The sequence below is a fragment of the Corynebacterium sp. ACRPS genome (assembly GCF_022346005.1).
GTDB lineage: Bacteria > Actinomycetota > Actinomycetes > Mycobacteriales > Mycobacteriaceae > Corynebacterium.
In genome coordinates this window covers 109108-126221 of record NZ_JAKRMY010000006.1, presented here as the reverse complement: position 1 = coordinate 126221, position 17114 = coordinate 109108, and the positions used below count along the sequence as shown (strand labels likewise).

The 17114-nt window shown below is 57.9% G+C and carries 16 protein-coding genes and 1 pseudogene; 7 read left to right on the top strand and 10 right to left on the bottom strand.

Annotated features, from left to right (window positions below; all coding sequences use genetic code 11):
- Window positions 1-168 precede the first annotated feature (168 nt).
- Together fusA and tuf are read left to right on the top strand one after the other, a co-directional pair.
- On the top strand, window positions 169-2298 hold the full coding sequence (gene fusA, locus MHX65_RS05150; RefSeq protein ID WP_237799365.1) for an elongation factor G: 2130 nt from the start codon (window positions 169-171) through the stop codon (window positions 2296-2298).
- A gap of 390 nt (window positions 2299-2688) precedes the next feature.
- Window positions 2689-3879, top strand: coding sequence for an elongation factor Tu (tuf, locus tag MHX65_RS05145; protein ID WP_239269121.1), 1191 nt, complete (start codon window positions 2689-2691; stop codon window positions 3877-3879).
- A 539-nt stretch (window positions 3880-4418) separates the two neighbouring features.
- Here tuf and MHX65_RS05140 read toward each other — a convergent pair.
- The 4 genes and pseudogenes from MHX65_RS05140 to MHX65_RS05125 form a co-directional block, all read right to left on the bottom strand.
- Window positions 4419-6124, bottom strand: a pseudogene (locus tag MHX65_RS05140) (ABC transporter family substrate-binding protein).
- 145 nt (window positions 6125-6269) lie between these two features.
- Window positions 6270-8153 carry an ABC transporter ATP-binding protein gene (locus tag MHX65_RS05135; RefSeq protein ID WP_239269120.1) on the bottom strand — a complete coding sequence of 628 codons (1884 nt, stop codon included), beginning with the start codon at window positions 8151-8153 and terminating at the stop codon, window positions 6270-6272.
- The gene (locus tag MHX65_RS05130) at window positions 8150-9142 is read right to left on the bottom strand and encodes an ABC transporter permease (RefSeq protein WP_023016732.1); all 993 of its coding nucleotides are present in this window, start codon (window positions 9140-9142) and stop codon (window positions 8150-8152) included. The genes MHX65_RS05135 and MHX65_RS05130 overlap by 4 nt, the downstream gene beginning before the upstream one ends.
- Window positions 9143-10084, bottom strand: a complete 942-nt coding sequence (locus tag MHX65_RS05125) for an ABC transporter permease (RefSeq protein ID WP_239269132.1) — start codon at window positions 10082-10084, stop codon at window positions 9143-9145. It abuts the gene before it with no gap.
- A gap of 388 nt (window positions 10085-10472) precedes the next feature.
- On the opposite strand from MHX65_RS05125, the gene MHX65_RS05120 reads away from it, so the two are divergent.
- Entirely contained in the window at window positions 10473-11171 is a 699-nt protein-coding gene (locus MHX65_RS05120; protein WP_239269119.1) for a hypothetical protein, read from the top strand.
- On the opposite strand, the gene amaP is transcribed toward MHX65_RS05120, so the two are convergent.
- From amaP to MHX65_RS05090, 6 genes are read right to left on the bottom strand one after another with little or no spacing between them, the layout of a single operon-like run.
- Window positions 11160-11735, bottom strand: coding sequence for an alkaline shock response membrane anchor protein AmaP (gene amaP, locus MHX65_RS05115; RefSeq protein ID WP_239269118.1), 576 nt, complete (start codon window positions 11733-11735; stop codon window positions 11160-11162). The genes MHX65_RS05120 and amaP overlap by 12 nt on opposite strands.
- Window positions 11728-12294: a DUF6286 domain-containing protein gene (locus MHX65_RS05110; protein WP_023025174.1), complete on the bottom strand. Its 567-nt coding sequence runs from the start codon at window positions 12292-12294 to the stop codon at window positions 11728-11730. The genes amaP and MHX65_RS05110 overlap by 8 nt, the downstream gene beginning before the upstream one ends.
- Entirely contained in the window at window positions 12287-13417 is a 1131-nt protein-coding gene (locus MHX65_RS05105) for an Asp23/Gls24 family envelope stress response protein (protein ID WP_239269117.1), read from the bottom strand. The genes MHX65_RS05110 and MHX65_RS05105 overlap by 8 nt, the downstream gene beginning before the upstream one ends.
- Window positions 13417-13611 (bottom strand): hypothetical protein, encoded by a 195-nt coding sequence (locus MHX65_RS05100; RefSeq protein WP_239269116.1) that lies wholly within the window; start codon window positions 13609-13611, stop codon window positions 13417-13419. The genes MHX65_RS05105 and MHX65_RS05100 overlap by 1 nt, the downstream gene beginning before the upstream one ends.
- 2 nt (window positions 13612-13613) lie before the next feature.
- A complete protein-coding gene (locus MHX65_RS05095; protein ID WP_005276897.1) occupies window positions 13614-13961 on the bottom strand; it encodes a hypothetical protein in 348 nt (115 codons plus the stop codon).
- A 5-nt stretch (window positions 13962-13966) separates the two neighbouring features.
- Window positions 13967-14446 carry an Asp23/Gls24 family envelope stress response protein gene (locus tag MHX65_RS05090; protein ID WP_005276899.1) on the bottom strand — a complete coding sequence of 160 codons (480 nt, stop codon included), beginning with the start codon at window positions 14444-14446 and terminating at the stop codon, window positions 13967-13969.
- Window positions 14447-15157: 711 nt separating this feature from the next.
- On the opposite strand from MHX65_RS05090, the gene rpsJ reads away from it, so the two are divergent.
- The 4 genes from rpsJ to rplW are packed head-to-tail and all read left to right on the top strand — an operon-like array spanning window position 15158 to window position 17095.
- Window positions 15158-15463 carry a 30S ribosomal protein S10 gene (gene rpsJ, locus MHX65_RS05085; protein ID WP_003848085.1) on the top strand — a complete coding sequence of 102 codons (306 nt, stop codon included), beginning with the start codon at window positions 15158-15160 and terminating at the stop codon, window positions 15461-15463.
- Window positions 15464-15486: 23 nt separating this feature from the next.
- A complete protein-coding gene (rplC, locus tag MHX65_RS05080) occupies window positions 15487-16143 on the top strand; it encodes a 50S ribosomal protein L3 (protein WP_005276932.1) in 657 nt (218 codons plus the stop codon).
- Window positions 16140-16793: a 50S ribosomal protein L4 gene (gene rplD, locus MHX65_RS05075; RefSeq protein ID WP_239269115.1), complete on the top strand. Its 654-nt coding sequence runs from the start codon at window positions 16140-16142 to the stop codon at window positions 16791-16793. The genes rplC and rplD overlap by 4 nt, the downstream gene beginning before the upstream one ends.
- Complete coding sequence (gene rplW, locus MHX65_RS05070) at window positions 16793-17095, top strand: 50S ribosomal protein L23 (protein WP_005276934.1); 303 nt, start codon at window positions 16793-16795, stop codon at window positions 17093-17095. The genes rplD and rplW overlap by 1 nt, the downstream gene beginning before the upstream one ends.
- The last annotated feature ends 19 nt before the right edge of the window (window positions 17096-17114 follow it).

The following is a 17114-nucleotide window of genomic DNA, read 5'->3' as shown; positions in this document are numbered from 1 at the left end:
TCCAGCGCATTCGCTTTGTGTCCAGTACACTGAAGCGATGGAAGTCTAGGAGCCGCTGGGCACCTAGCACGGCCACTCAATGGCAAACTTTTCAAGAACTTATCCATGCAGGCGTCTTAGCCAGGTTTCTGGTCACGGCGTCGACGACTATTAAGTTGGGGTATAAACGTGGCACAAGAAGTGCTCAAGGATCTGAACAAGGTCCGCAACATTGGCATCATGGCCCACATCGATGCTGGTAAGACGACCACCACCGAGCGTATTCTCTTCTACACCGGTATTAACCGTAAGGTGGGCGAGACCCACGACGGTGCATCCACCACTGACTGGATGGCACAGGAAAAGGAACGCGGCATCACCATTACCTCGGCTGCCGTGACCTGTTTCTGGAACAACAACCAGATCAACATCATTGACACCCCGGGTCACGTTGACTTCACCGTTGAGGTTGAGCGCTCCCTGCGTGTCCTCGATGGCGCCGTCGCCGTCTTCGACGGTAAGGAAGGTGTGGAGCCACAGTCCGAGCAGGTGTGGCGCCAGGCCGCTAAGTACGACGTTCCGCGTATCTGTTTCGTCAACAAGATGGACAAGCTGGGCGCAGACTTCTACTACACCGTTGACACCATCGTTGAGCGCCTGGGTGCCAAGCCGCTCGTTATGCAGCTGCCTATCGGCGCTGAGGATGACTTCGACGGCGTTGTTGACCTGCTGAACATGCAGGCCATCACCTGGCGCGGCAAGGTCGAGACCGGCGCTGAGCCAACCTACGAGGAGATCCCTGAGGACCTCAAGGAAAAGGCTGAGCAGTACCGCGAGCAGCTGGTTGAGGCCGTTGCAGAGTCTGATGAAGAACTCATGGAGAAGTACTTCGGCGGCGAAGAGCTCTCCATCGACGAGCTGAAGGCCGGCATCCGTAAGCTGACCATCAACTCCGAGATTTACCCGGTCTACTGCGGTACCGCTTACCGCAACAAGGGTGTCCAGCCGCTGCTGGATGCTGTTGTGGACTTCCTGCCTAACCCGCTGGACGTGGGCGAGGTTATCGGCCACGCTGTGGGCGATGAGGACCAGCAGCTTACCCGTAAGCCTTCCGTTGAGTCTTCCTTCTCCGCACTGTCCTTCAAGATTGCAGCTCACCCGTTCTTCGGTCAGCTCAACTTCGTGCGCGTGTACTCCGGCCAGGTCACCCCTGGTACCGAGGTCATGAACTCCACCAAGGGCAAGAAGGAGCGCATCGGTAAGCTCTTCCAGATGCACGCCAACAAGGAGAACCCGGTGGAGCAGGCTGACGCCGGCAACATCTACGCCGTTGTTGGTCTGAAGGAAACCACCACCGGTGACACCCTGTGTGACAAGAATGACCAGATCATTCTTGAGTCCATGGACTTCCCGGATCCGGTTATCAAGGTCTCCATCGAGCCAAAGACCAAGGCCGACCAGGAGAAGCTGGGTAACGCCATCCAGAAGCTTGCTGCCGAGGATCCAACCTTCACCGTTGAGCTGGATGAGGAAACCGGCCAGACCGTCATCGGCGGTATGGGCGAGCTCCACCTCGACGTGCTTGTTGACCGCATGAAGCGCGAGTTTAAGGTCGAGGCGAACATCGGTAACCCACAGGTTGCTTACCGCGAGACCATTCGCCGCAAGGTGGAGTCCATCGACTACACCCACAAGAAGCAGACCGGTGGTTCCGGCCAGTTCGCAAAGGTCATCTGCACCATCGAGCCGTACAACCCGGACCCAGAGACCTTGGAAGAGGGCGAATCTGCAACTTACGCCTTCGAGAACGCCGTTACCGGTGGCCGCGTGCCGAAGGAATACATTCCTTCCGTCGATGCTGGTATCCAGGACGCTATGCAGTACGGCTACCTGGCTGGCTTCCCGATGGTCAACATCAAGGCAACGCTGGAAGACGGCGCTTACCACGACGTTGACTCCTCCGAGATGGCCTTCAAGCTGGCTGGCTCCCAGGTATTCAAGGAAGCTATGGCCAAGGCAAAGCCGGTTCTGCTGGAGCCAATGATGGCCGTTGAGGTTGTTACCCCTGAGGAGTACATGGGTACCGTTAACGGTGACATCTCCTCCCGTCGTGGCCAGGTCTTCGCCATGGAAGACCGCTCTGGTGCCAAGGTTGTCAAGGCCAAGGTTCCGCTGTCTGAAATGTTCGGCTACATCGGTGACCTGCGTTCTTCCACCGCAGGCCGCGCTAACTTCACCATGGTCTTCGACTCCTACGCTGAGGTTCCTTCCTCCGTGGCTCAGGAGATCATCGAAGAGCGCACCGGCGGCGCTAACTAATAGCGACGCCCCGCCCGTTCAGCGGTGGCTAAGGGCTGGTAGTCTCTGCCAGTAGATGCCAGCCTCACCGCTAAATGTGGCAACTGGGCCAGGGTAGCGGCGGGCTGAGTTTGCAGCTAAAACCATTGGTTGTGAATTGAGCCGGCCGTTACCCTCCCAGGATCCTTTATTTGAGACTCTTGTTGAGGGAAATGGCCGCGAAGATTCGCGGGGTTACCTCCTATAATGGCGGTTTGAAAAAACCGCGGGATAAATCTAGGATCGTGTAACTGGCACGTAAAGAAAGCGTCATTAGCGCTTTGTCCCAGATATTGGGTCAGGTGCCAATGACAACTGTCAACCACGTGGCTGCGAAGGTCGTAGCCACCATATAGTCCAGGAGGACATACAGTGGCAAAGGAGAAGTTCGAGCGTACGAAGCCGCATGTGAACATCGGCACCATCGGACACGTCGACCACGGCAAGACCACCACCACCGCAGCGATCACCAAGGTTCTGGCTGACCAGTACCCTGAGGAGAACCAGGCATTCGCGTTCGACATGATCGACAAGGCTCCTGAGGAGAAGGAGCGCGGTATTACCATTAACATCTCCCACGTGGAGTACTCCACCCCGAAGCGTCACTACGCACACGTTGACGCCCCGGGCCACGCCGACTACATCAAGAACATGATTACCGGCGCAGCTCAGATGGACGGCGCTATCTTGGTTGTTGCTGCAACCGATGGCCCGATGCCACAGACCCGCGAGCACGTTTTGCTTGCTCGCCAGGTTGGCGTTCCTTACATCCTCGTTGCACTGAACAAGTGCGACATGGTTGACGATGAGGAAATCATCGAGCTCGTGGAGATGGAAATCTCCGAGCTGCTCGCAGAGCAGGACTACGATGAGGAAGCTCCTATCGTTCACATCTCCGCTCTGAAGGCACTCGAGGGTGACGAGAAGTGGGTGCAGTCCATCGTTGACCTGATGGAGGCCTGCGACAACTCCATCCCTGATCCGGAGCGCGCTACCGATCAGCCGTTCTTGATGCCTATCGAGGACATCTTCACCATTACCGGCCGCGGTACCGTTGTTACCGGCCGTGTTGAGCGTGGTCGTCTGAACGTCAACGAGGAAGTTGAGATCATCGGTATCCAGGAGAAGTCCCAGAACACCACCGTTACCGGTATCGAGATGTTCCGCAAGATGATGGACTACACCGAGGCTGGCGACAACTGTGGTCTGCTTCTGCGTGGTACCAAGCGCGAAGACGTTGAGCGTGGCCAGGTTGTTATCAAGCCGGGCGCTTACACCCCTCACACCAAGTTCGAGGGTTCCGTCTACGTCCTGAAGAAGGACGAGGGCGGCCGCCACACCCCGTTCATGAACAACTACCGTCCTCAGTTCTACTTCCGCACCACCGACGTTACCGGTGTTGTGAACCTGCCTGAGGGCACCGAGATGGTTATGCCTGGCGACAACGTTGAGATGTCTGTTGAGCTCATCCAGCCTGTTGCTATGGACGAGGGCCTGCGCTTCGCTATCCGCGAGGGCTCCCGCACCGTCGGCGCTGGCCGCGTTACCAAGGTTCTTGACTAATCGAGGCTTCGTAACCGCTCAGTAGAGCTTTAAGAGTCCGCTGCACCGCATGCCGGTGTGGCGGACTTTTTTGATTCCTACACGCCTTGAATTGGAAAGGTCTTCGTCCACCGGCCGCCGGTGCATTAGCGGCTGTCTGCTGCACTCCGTGGTAACTGTAGAGCCAGCCGGAGGCATAGGATCGCTGTTGGAGGCCTGAAGGCAGCGATATGGTTATGCCAGGGTAGAGGCTATCTCAGAGGTTCCTAGGCGCTTGGGCCAACGGCTTGGCTGGCCCCCTTCGGCAGGAGGCGCTTAAGGATGGTTCTAAGGGTATTCCGGGGTCGTGGGGCCCTTAAGCTGGCGTACGGACTGCGCTAACGCCTAATGGTCCGGCGGCGCGATGCTGTCCCGCTCGCACGCACGGAGGAGCGAGGCTATTGCCTTTGAGTTGGGCCTGGATTGGGATACCGGGGCCAAACACACTCAGAGACGAAGGAAGGCCTCCCACACCTGCTAGCAGGTGGTGGAAGGCCTTTACTCGTTAAGGGAGGTAGGTACTACTTCTCCCAGCCGATGTTTTCCTTAGGGATGACGGCGAAGCCGAGGGCACCCATGTTGGCGAGGCCCTTCTTCTGGCCGACCATCACTGGACCGTTGGCGTATGGAAGCAGTCCGTACTCAGCGAAGGCCTCGGACTCAAGCTCGTTGATGCGCTCGATCTGCTCCTCGCGGGTTGGCAGCTTCTGCATTTCCTCGATCTTCTTATCGAATTCCTCGCTACCGGTCGAGGACTTGTTGAGGGTAGAGTCGCTAGCGTAAGTCTGGCCGAAGTATGCTGGGCCGAATGGGTCACTTGCAGCGAAGCCGGAGAGCAGGAGGTCGAAGTCGCGCTCGCTGGTGATTTTGGAGAAGTCAGAGCTTGGGCGCTCCTCAATCTTCAGCTCAATGCCCGCGTCCTTCAGCATCTTTTGGACGGCGGCAGCGGTGGACTTGGAGACCTCGTCATCGCCGATAAGCACGTAGCGTAGGGAGAGCTTGTCGCCGTCCTTGGCGTAGTAGCCGTCATCGCCCTCAGAGTAGCCGGCGTCTTCCAGTAGGCTCTTTGCCTCTTCAACGTCGTACTCGAGAACCTCAGAGAGGTTGTCCTTGTAGTCTTCCTGGGTTGGGTAGAGGGTCAGGGATCCCGGCATTTCCTCTTCATAGCCAAGCCCGTTGTAGCGGATTTCTGCGAGCTGGTCGCGGTCGATGGCTGCAAATACTGCGTGGCGAACATCCTTATCAGCCAGCTGTGGGGCCTTGGAGTTCAAGGTGAACAGGACGCTGGCCGGGCGGGTAGCTGCACGGACATCGATGGAATCGCCCATATCTGCGGCGATGGTGAGGTTATTCTTACTTCCCACACCGGCCGCGTCGATTTCGCCGGCCTGGAAAGCGTTGATGGTTGCCTGGGACTCCATCACGCGGTAGCTGACCTTGTCCAGCTTCGGCTCATCGCCCACCACTTTTCGTTAGGTACGAAGGACACGGTGCCGCCGCGGAAGTCGGCGTTGTCAACCTTGAATGGGCCCGCGCCGTACTGTGGGTTGAGCTTGCCCAAGTACTCTTGGTCAAACTTCTCGGCGGTATCGATTGCTGGGTGCAGGATGTCGTTGAAAAGTCCCTGCCACCATGGGTATGGACCCTCGAAGGTGACCACGGCTTCCTTGTCATTCTCGCCCTTCTCCACGGATTCGATGAGCTCGTAACCGTCGGTGGAGTTGACCTGGACGTCCATGTCCTTGCCGTTGTTGAAGCGCCAGGTGTTCTCGAAAGCGGTCCAGTCAATGGGGGTGCCATCGTTGAAGGTTGCGTCATCATTGATGTCGTAGGTTACGACGGTCTTATCGCCCTCAGTGGACTCGTCTACCGAATCCAGGTACGCGGGGTTTGGGGTGTAGTGACCCTCACCGTCATAAAGCGCCATCTGCGGGTTGTACCAGCTCCACACGGTGCCGGTATCCACGGTCATGTTGGCGTGGAAGTTGTTTTGCTGCTCAGTTAGCTCGCCGAGGGCGAGGGTGAGCTCACCGCCATCCTTAATCTCATCGCGTTCTTTTTCGTTGTAGTCACCGGTGGGCTTGACGTCGATCTCGAGACCGCCAACTGCCTTATTGGAGGAACCGTCGCCGTTGCCACCGTCAGAGCCCGAGCAGGCGGTGAGTGCGAGTGCCGTGGCGGAGAGAGTGGCAACCGTTGCTATGCGGAAGCGACCGAACTTTTTCATGGGGATTACTCCTTGCGTGAGATGAAGACGAAGTTGGCATAGACGGCCGATTAGGTGACCATCTGCTGCAACTATGTGAAATACTTTACAATAATTATATTTGTGTCCGCAATCACTTTATGGAAAGAGTGCGGGGGTCTGGGAGCTAGGCCCGGGATTTTTCCCTGCGTGCGCGGGCAACCTTGGGATCTGGATTCGGGATGGCATCCAGAAGCTTCTTGGTGTAGTCGTCTTGGGGGTTATCGAAAATCTCATCCGTTGAACCGGACTCAACAAACTTGCCCTTGTACATGACCGCAACGCGGTCCGAAAGGTGGCGCACTACGGAAAGGTCGTGGGCAACGAAGAGATAGGACAGGCCCAGCTTTCGCTTCAGGTCCTCGAGCAGGTTAATGACGCCCGCCTGGATGGATACGTCCAAAGCGGAGACGGGCTCATCGAGCACGAGCACCGAAGGGCGCGTGGCCAGGGCGCGGGCCAGACCGATGCGCTGGCGTTGGCCGCCGGAGAAGTGGCTAGGGAAGCGGTCCAGCTGCGAAGAGTCGAGGCCGACTAGGCCCATGAGTTCGTTCACGCGGGCATCGACATCGCCGTCGTAGCCAAGCGAGTTGAGCGGTTCCGCGATGACCTCGCGCACGGTCAGGCGGGGGTTGAGTGAGCTCATCGGGTCTTGGAAGACGATCTGGATGTCTTTGCGGGCCTCGCGGCGCTCGGAGCCGCTCATGCCATTGGCGTCCTTGCCATTGAGGACCACGGCACCGTTTTCTGGGTCCAAGTCCATGATCTCCAGCAGGGTGGTGGTCTTACCGCAGCCGGACTCGCCGACGATGGCCAGGCACTCGCCTTCGCGGATATCGAAGGTGATGCCGTCCACGGCCTTGACGGTGCCCACCTTGCGCTTAATCAACGCGCCCTTGGTAAGCGGGAACTGCTTGCGCAGGTCATTTACGGCGAGGGTGGTCTTGCGATCCTCGCGGGGAACGTCGGCCAAGACGTCATCGGAAAGCAGCGGTGGCTTGAACATCAGCTCACCGTCGATCTTGCGGTCGTGGATCTCCGGAGCGCGCAGGCAGGCGCTGCGGTGGGAGGTGGATTCGTCCTTGAGCGGAATCAGCTCCGGCTCGCCGGAAAGGCAAGCCTCTTGCGCGACGGGGCAGCGCGGGGCGAATTGGCAACGATCCTTTAGATCCACCAAGACCGGCGGGTTGCCCTCGATGGGGGTGAGGGGCTCCGAGGCCGAGGCATCGGGGCGCGGGGTGGAACCAAGCAGGCCCACGGTATAGGGCATGCGCGGGTTGGAGAAGATGGTATCGACATCGCCGTGTTCTACCGGCTGGCCGGCGTACATGACCATGACGTCATCGGCGGTTTCTGCCACCACACCCATATCGTGGGTGATCATGATGGTGGCGGCGCCGGTTTCGCGCTGGGCCAGCCGGATGACGTCCAGGATCTGGGCCTGGATGGTGACGTCGAGGGCCGTCGTCGGCTCATCGGCAATGAGTACGCGCGGGTTATTCGCAATCGCAATGGCGATGACCACGCGCTGGCGCATACCGCCGGAAAACTCGTGCGGGAAGGACTTCAGGCGCAGGTGGGGCTCGGGGATGCCCACCAGATCTAAGAGCTCGGTGGCTTGCTTCAGGGCTTCTTTCTTGCCGATGTCCTGGTGTGCCTGGATTGCCTCCACCAGCTGCGAACCAATATCGAAGACTGGAGTCAGCGCGGAGAGCGGATCCTGGAAGATCATGCCGATGCCATCGCCTCGGATACCGGACATTTCCTTATCAGAAAGCCCAAGGAGCTCGCGGCCATCGAATTTCACGGAGCCTTCTACCTTGGCGTATTCCGGCAGCAGGCCCATGATGGACATGGAGGTTACGGACTTACCGGAGCCGGATTCGCCGACGATGCCCAGGGTGCGGCCGGGGTGCAGGTCAAAGCTGACACCGCGCACTGCAGAGACGGTTCCAGCTTCAGAGGGGAAGCTGACGCGTAAGTCATTGACGGACAAGATAGGCGAAGTCATAGTTTACCTCCGGAATTGGAGTTGGGATCGAGTGCGTCGCGCAGACCATCGCCAATAAATGCCATGGAGACGGTCAGCAGCGTCAAGGTAGCGGCGGGGAAGTAGAACTGCCATGGGGCGGATTGCAGGGAGGCGGTGCCGCCCTGCAGCAAGGTACCGAGGGAGACATCGGGAAGCTTTACACCCAAGCCCAAGAAGGACAGTGCGGTCTCAGAGCCCACGGTGCCCACAACGCCGAAGACGAACTGGATGATAAGCAGCGAACCAATATTGGGAATGACGTGGCGGATGATGGTGCGCATCTTGGATACGCCCATGTAGCTTGCGGCGCGGACATAGTCCTGCTCGCGGACGGTAAGGGCCAAGGACCAAATCACACGGGCCTGGTACATCCAGCCGAAGGCGATAAGGACGACCATCAAAAGCTTCCAGTCACCGCCGGAGTCTGCCACCACGAGGGCGATGAGCAGGAAGGTCGGGATGGACAGCAGGAAGTGGATAACGGCGAGGACGGCCTTTTCCGCGATTCCGCCCCACAGGGCTGCGGCACAGCCGATGAATGCGGAGATGACCAACGTGGCAAAGGACACCACGATGGCAATGGTCAGGGACCTGCCTAGACCGTGGATGGTTTGGGCATAAAGGTCATTACCGGAATCGTTGGTACCGAACCAGTGCTCGGAGCTCGGTGGCTCAGACAGGGCGAGGAAGTCCGGTTCCGTGTAGTCCCACTGGGCAAAGAAATTGCCAAAAAGGGCGGCGAAGATGAGAAAACCCAAGATGAAAACGCCGACGGTAGCCAGCTTGTTGCGGAAGAAGCGGCGGACGTACAGCTTGTACCGGGAAGTACCGCGGGGAACCTCCGGCAGCGTGGCCATGCGCTCGGCCTCCTCATTGCTTAAAGGATCCTCGGAGACGACCTCGGTGCGCGTAGAAACCTCGCCACGGGGCTGTTTCTTGGACATCTTTGGTTCTTTGGGATTTGTCATTTAGCTCACCCTTACTCGTGGATCCAAGGCGACAACAACGAGGTCTGCCAGGACGGCGGACACGGCCGTCATCGCGGCACCGAATGCCGCGACGGCTACCGCGCCATTGATGTCGTTCTTACTGATGGTCTGGATGAAGTACTGGCCCATACCGTTCCAGCCGAAGATACGCTCCGTCATCACGGCACCGGTGAAAATGCCGGGCACGGAGAAGGCGACGGACGTTGCCACCGGAATAATGGAGGTGCGCAGCGCGTGCTTGCGGATGGCCTGCTGGCGGGTAAGCCCCTTTGCGCGTGCGGTGCGGACATAATCCACATCGAGGTTATCGAGCAACAGCGTGCGCTGGGTCATGTGGTAGCTGGCGTAGCTGATGATCACCAGGGAAATCGTGGGCAAGACGAGGTGCTGCGCGGAGTCCAGGAGCTTGGGGAAGAATCCCTCGACCCCCAGGGACTTGGAACCGACGACGTAGAAGATCTTCTTGCCGGTCAAATCGTTGATCTCCAGGGCGGCCCAGACGACGGCGATCGAGGCGACAACCACGTGGGTGTTCATCGCAATGATCGAAATTCCCTGCCACACGCGGTCACCGGTCTTGTACTGGCGGGAGGTGGTGTACACACCAACGGCCACACCGATGACGATGGAGAGGATGGTGGCCAGCAACAGCAGCTGTGCGGATACCCAGATGCGGTAGCTGATCTCTTCGTTAACCATCTCACCGACCGGAGATTGTCCCCAGTCCCACCTCGTGAGGATATTGGTCAGCCGGGTCCACCAACGCTCTAAGAGCGGGGTTTCTGGGCTGAGGTTATAAGGCTCGAGGAGGTTATTGATTTCCTCATCTGAAAGTGGTGGACGGCGCTCGGTGTAGTTTGAACGCGGGTCCAAAAACGAGGCCGCCAAGAAATAAGCCAAGTTAGTGGCTAAAAAGATCATGAGTAACCAGCCCAAGATCTTTTTGATCAACTACTTTGTCATTGGGAAATTCTCCGTGCGCGGTTAAGCAGGAAACAGTGCGAACAAATATGAAGCCAACGATGGAGTCGTTGTATGTGACCAATCTAATAAGATATAAGCGAGCGCACAATTCATGTAGTCCCGTGATGTACATCGCCAATCAAACGACAGGTATTTTTTCAGTGTAGACGCTTAGGGTCTTAAAAAGAAAAATGGGATTCAGCTGCAGATTTAAAAACCTGAATTGTTCAACAGTTATAAGGAACGCTTACCTGAAAATAAGGGAAAACGGGGGTAACCAATCAGCCAAGGCGGGCTGCTGCCCGTGGCTGTAATAGGGCGGAATGGCTCGGTAGGCTAGACCCTTATGGAAGATCCCACTCGCATTGACCCGACCTTGGCGGCGCTGCGCAACGCATGGGAGGGCCAGCCCGATCTGAGCCTGCCGACGCTCTTTGCCTTATTGGCCAACCGGGGCATCGGCTGGGGCGTGAGCGACGCGGACTTGGTGACCGAACTTGAACGGCAGGCCGAGGTCCACCCGCCCCTACTGCCCCTTGAGGGCGGCCGCGTGGGCACTGGTGTGTGGCTCGTGCTTAGCGATGCCCCCACCTCCCGCATCACCGCCGATACCTCCCGCATCATTGTGCGCCGCCCGAATGCTCAGCCGGTGGTGTGGGAATACAGCGCCATTAGGCCAACGGGGCCCGGGCGGCCCTTTGTGGTTACGGATACTGAGGGCTTTGAACACCGGCTTGGGATCGTCTCCAGCATCATGCGCCTGGATGAACCGCTGCCGGAACTTAGCGGCCTGAGCCGCTACGAGTTGGGTGACTTTGTCTATGTCCTCCGCTTGGAGGACGCGATTGCAGTTCTAGACCACGGATTGCATCTCTTTCATAAGGAGAATCGGCGGGTGGTGGCCCGCGATTATGCGTGGAAAAGGATAGAAAAATGCCGCCCCGGCGAGGAGCTGGAAGTACTCCTCGAGGGCGGCGATTATGCGCGATTGGGCAGGGTGGTTGAGGTCCTTATTGCAGAGACCCCAAACCCCTTATTCAGCTAAATCCTTCATAGGTTTGACCTTGGTGAAGTGCAGCTTATAACTGGTATCCAGGTCAGCGTCGGGGAAAGCCTCCCGGAAGTCGCGTTCATTGGTCTCCACAGCATCAGTCAGTCTCTCCAGCGGGGTATCTGGGTTAGCAACCACCGTGTACTGCAGCGTTGGGCGGGCGCGGTCGTATGCAACCAAGCGGTCTACGCGTTCCACTCCATCGAGCGAGTCCAGATCCTTGGCCACCGCGGTGGCGATGGCGTTCATGGATGCAGAGATTGCTCCTTGTTCATTGGAGGCTGCGGATTCCACATTATTAAAGCGGCGGTGACGAAGGTTCACGACGATGAGCCACAAGCCAATGATGAGCAGCAGGGCAGAGGCGCCAGCCAAGACCCACACCCACCAATTATTATCGCCCAAAGTGCGCCACGTATCGTGGTCTACCCACTCGGCCAAGTACTCAGCAAATTCCACATTGAAGTTAATGAGGATCGGCCATACACCTAGCGCGATGAGGATGATTCCAAGCAAGCCGAGGAGGATTCGGTCAAAGGTAGCAAGCTTTTTAGACATGATTATCCATCTCCGGAATCTTCTCTACGGCTACGGTGACCTTGGGTGGGTCTGCAAGGACCTCTAAAGCGCGGGTGACAGCCTTTTCCACTCGCCCAGGCAAATCGGCGTCTTGCTCATCGCCATTAACGGTGACCTTCGCGCTCTTGGTATCCGCCGAAGTCTGCGCGGAAGCAACTCCCGGAACACGGCGTGCTGCAGCAGAGCTCAATCGCGCGACATCGACTGGCCGCATCCACATGGAAGCGGACTCGGAAGCGACCTGGGTGTGGGTATTGCGACGGGTCTTTACCGCAGCGAATACAAAGATGAGACCAACCACGATGGAAGCCACGCCAGCCCAGATCATCCACGTCTCTAATTGCTCGGTGGCAATAAGATCAAGGACCGGCTGAACCCACGATTGGGCATTGGCATCTGCTCCGACAAGCCAGGTTTCGCGGACACCCACAATGCCAATGGCAAGCAGAACGAAACCCAGAATTACGGTCCACGTGCGCACTGCAGGAGACGCCTTGGGCCGCTGCCCGAAATGCTCAGGCAAATTCATTTCAGCCATTATTGCCTCCTTGCTCGTGGTACGGGGTAATGGAAATGGCACGCAGCGGCTCAGGTCGTGGCGCATAGACGTGCAACGGGCGCTGGCTAGCTGGCGATACCTCAATGCGCTTTAGCGGTTCCTGACGCGGGGTCTGAACCTTGCGCAGTGACGCGGGCCTAACGGTCCGCACGCGTTGCTCGCTTCGGGAGTTGTCGATCTCGATCTTGCGCAGCGGCTGCGGGCGCGGTGGCTGCACCTTGCGCAGGGGAGCCGGGCGGGCAATGCGAACGCGCTTTTTCTGTTCTGAATTGTCGATCTCGATTTTGCGCAAAGGCTGCGGACGGGGAACAGAGACCTTTGCCTTTTTGACAAAGGGGCGTACCTGTCCGCTCGGAAGCAACCTGCCAGGGCGCGGAGCGCGAACGCTGCGTACCTGCTCTGGGCGTGGTTCGACGATGCGACGCGGTTCGTGATCTTCTGGAGCGCTAATTTCTAGCAGCTGGTGGTCTGGAAGAGCAGCGGAAATGCTGCGCACCGATGCTTCTCGCGGCGTATCGACGGAGCGCACTGGCGTGTCACCAGAGGGTGTCGATACTCCGCGAACAGCAACTTCCTTTCCAGAAGAAATTTCGCGGATTTCCGCCTCTTGCGGGGTGTCGACGTTGCGAACCGTTGCTTCTTCCGGAGTCTCGATGCTTCGCACTTCGACCGAGTCCTGAGTAACGGGTTGGGTCACGGTAGAAGGACTGACCTCCGGGGTAAAAGCTGAAGCGGCAGGACGCTGCGCAAGCTGTTCTGCGGTAACCCGGGTATCCGGAACCGATTCACCGACGGTGACATTAACGCGGGTGGTGGAATAGCCGGTATGGGCAGCAATAGCCTCTGAAATGGCGGCACGCGTACTTTCCGCGACTGCGGTAACCGGAGACGGCCACACCACAGCGATGGTCGCGCTCACGGCAGCGACTTCACGCTCTGGATCCATCTGTACCGAAACCCGTGGATAACCGCGTCCGCCAATGCCAGCAAGCTTGGCATCTAAATCTTTTGTGCCAGGCACGCTAGCAATTGCGGCGGTCACGATTCGTTCCATGGTCCGCAGCGAGAAACGCGTGTGGCCCTTAGTGGAACCTTCTGACATTAGCCTTGGCCTTTCTCCTTGCCAATGAGGCCATTCCACACAGCGGTGAGGTCGATGCGGCCATCAAAGTGGGAGCCCAAGAGACCACCGATGGCAGCAAGCAGCACGGCCAGCAGCATCCAACCCCAACCTAAGTACAAAAAGAAGGCAAGTAGCAGGCCGATAACAATGCCCAATGTGGTGTAATTTTTCATATCTAATCCTTCGAGGGAGCAGCGGATAAGCCATCTACGGCATCAGAAAACTCAACGTCGACGCGATCTAGTTCCGTACATGCCTTGCGGGCGGTCGAGCGGATTTCTTCCGCCAGACGGTACAGATCAGGTTGCGCACTGATATCAACGCGAACGTTGATTTGCAGGTGGCGATCGTCGCGGGGATCGGGCCGGCGCATGCCGGAAACCCTTTCGCCCGGGAAGAGTAGGTTCACCGAGCCGTAGCGTCCGCCGTCAAGGCCCGCGACACCGTTGAGCTTTTGCACCGCTTCCGCAATTGCGTGAGCGTGGCTTACCTCGAGCTCAAATTGTGCTCGGGGTTCAGGCATTGTTCTTATGCCTGGCCCTGGTTCAGTGCAGCCTGCTCTTCAGACTCGGAGTCTTCCTTCGGCAGCTTGACGTTGTGAACGACAACGTCAACGCGCTCTACGGTCAGGCCGGTCATGCGCTCGACAGCATTCATGATGTTGCGGCGGATTGCCTCAGCCAGCTCGTGGATAGCAACACCGTACTCAGCGGTGATGGCGATCTCGATCTTTGCGGAGCCGTTTTCTACCTCTACGTCAACACCCTGGCGTACGTCCTCGGATGCACCGAAGGACTCGCGGATGGTGCCCATCATGCGAGCGCCGCCGCCACCGAGGGAGTCAACGCCGGAAACTTCGCGGGCTGCAATGCCAGCGATCTTGGAAACAACGACGTCATCAATGGTGGTGGTGCCGTACTGAGTCTCCAGGTTGTTGTTTACCTCGCGCTCTTCAGAAGCGGCAACGTTGTTCTCAGAGTGCTTTGCAGGAGTGTTGTTCTCAGACATGGTCTTTAAGGCCTTTCCTTAAAAATTGACTTGCATGGTCGCAATATGAAATTGAAGGACCAAGAACCAACGGTTCAAAATCCTTCCTTGAGCGTACCTACCGCCCAAGCAGACGTGGGGTCTAGGACAACAATATTTACCAAAACGTGATTATTGGCACTATTGCCGGAGTGGTTTGAAAAACACCAGCCCATCGTGCTTAAATACTTAGGTTGCTTTAACAGGGCAGCGCGAACCGATAATGGGCCGTCTTAAACACGGTGCATATCGGGGAGACGCTGAGCTGGTAAAGCGAACATGACACCTTCGTTGTCACCGTGGCTCAGGGGTTTCCTGAAACACAGACTGGAAGGTCATCCGATCGGGCTAGGTCCGCGCTAGAGCAGAGACACCCCGAGACGATGGACCGGAGAAGGGGCATGGCAAATAAACAGCGGCAGTTAGCGAATAGGACACTCTCCACGTGTAATGCGTGAAAACCGTCCTCTTCACAATACTTTGACTACGGGTCTTGTACCCCGTCAGGAGCACTGCAGACTGGCATTTGCCATGTGCTGTATCTCTTGGTTGTCATGACAGTCAGACCACTGGCGTTGTGTCAGGCCCCAGGCCCGGACAACGTTATAGAGAAATCGAGAAGCAATTTCCCACCGCTTCACGCCCCGGAAACGCCGGGAATGTGAAAGTGGGGAAGCGAGGAAGAGGATAAGCGTGGCGGGACAAAAGATCCGCATTCGGCTGAAGGCCTATGACCACGAGGCAATCGACGCTTCTGCAAAGAAGATCGTCGAGACCGTTACCCGTACGGGTGCTCGTGTAGTTGGCCCAGTGCCGCTCCCAACCGAGAAGAACGTGTACGCAGTTATTCGTTCTCCGCACAAGTACAAGGACTCTCGCGAGCACTTCGAGATGCGCACGCACAAGCGCCTGATCGATATTCTCGACCCGACCCCGAAGACCGTTGATGCTTTGATGCGCATCGATCTTCCGGCAAGCGTCGACGTGAACATCCAGTAAGCGACTTTGGTGGAGAACTAATAATGAGTGAAAACGAGATCAAGGGCATTCTGGGCAAGAAGCTCGGCATGACCCAGGTCTTCGACGATGAGAACCGCGTTGTTCCGGTTACCGTCGTTGAAGCAGGGCCATGCGTTGTCACCCAGATTCGCACCCCCGAAACCGATGGTTACAGTGCCATCCAGATCGCCTTTGGCGAGATTGACCCACGCAAGGCAAACAAGCCTGAGTCTGGTCACTTCAAGAAGGCTGGCGTAACCCCGCGTCGTCACGTTGCAGAAATCCGCATGGACGACACCTCCGCATACGAGGTTGGCCAAGAGGTCAAGGTAGACATCTTCGAAGGCATCACCTTCGTTGACGTCACCGGCCAGACCAAGGGCCACGGCTACGCTGGTGCTATGAAGCGCCACGGCTTCCAGGGTCAGGGCGCAGCTCACGGTAACCAGGCCGCTCACCGCCGCGTTGGTGGTATCGGTGGCGCTGCTACCCCGGGCCGCGTCTTCAAGGGCAAGCGCATGGCTGGCCGCATGGGCCACGACCGCGTGACAACCCAAAACCTGAAGATTCAGAAAGTCGATGTCGAGTCCAACCTGCTGCTCATCAAGGGTGCTATCCCTGGTGCGCGCGGCGGCCTCGTCACCGTTAAGACCGCAGTGAAGGGCGGTGCACACGCATGAGCAACCTCAAGCTAGACGTCCACACCTCTGAAGGTAAGACCAATGGCTCCGTGGACCTGCCGGCTGAAATCTTTGACACCGAGGCATCCGTTGCTTTGATGCACCAGGTTGTCAACGCACAGCTTGCTGCTGCTCGTCAGGGCACCCACGCCACCAAGACTCGCGGCGCTGTCCGTGGTGGTGGCCGCAAGCCTTTCCGCCAGAAGGGCACCGGTCGTGCGCGCCAGGGTTCCATCCGTGCGCCGCACTACACCGGCGGTGGCACCGTCCACGGCCCGCAGCCACGTAGCTACGCACAGCGCACCCCTAAGAAGATGATCAAGGCTGCTCTCTTCGGTGCGTTGTCTGACCGTGCTCGCAACGAGCGCATCCATGTCATCGAAGAGTTGGTTCCAGGCCAGAAGCCGTCCACCAAGGCGGCCAAGGCTTTCCTCGAGTCCCTGACCGAGCGCGACAACGTGCTGCTGGTTATCGGCCGCGAGGATATCAACGCCCGTCGTAGCGCTAATAACCTGCCGAACGTTCAGATCCTGGACGCCGGTCAGCTCAACACCTACGACGTTCTCTACTCCGATGACGTTGTGTTCTCCGTTGAGGCGCTACACACCTTCATCACTCGCGCTACCGGCGCGGATAAGGAGGAGAACTAATGGCTAAGATTTCTAACCCGCGCGATGTCATCATCGCCCCGGTTGTATCTGAGAAGTCCTACGGTCTGATGGAGCAGAACGTTTACACGTTCTTCGTCTCCCCAGACTCCAACAAGTCCCAGATTAAAGATGCCGTCGAGCAGATCTTTGACGTGAAGGTCGACTCCGTGAATACCGTAAACCGTGCAGGTAAGCGCAAGCGCACCCGCACCGGCTTCGGTCAGCGTAAGTCCACCAAGCGCGCATACGTGACGCTCCGTGAAGGCAGCGACTCCATCGACGTCTTCGGCGCAGGCGCTTAAGCGCCACCGGAGAGCCGAA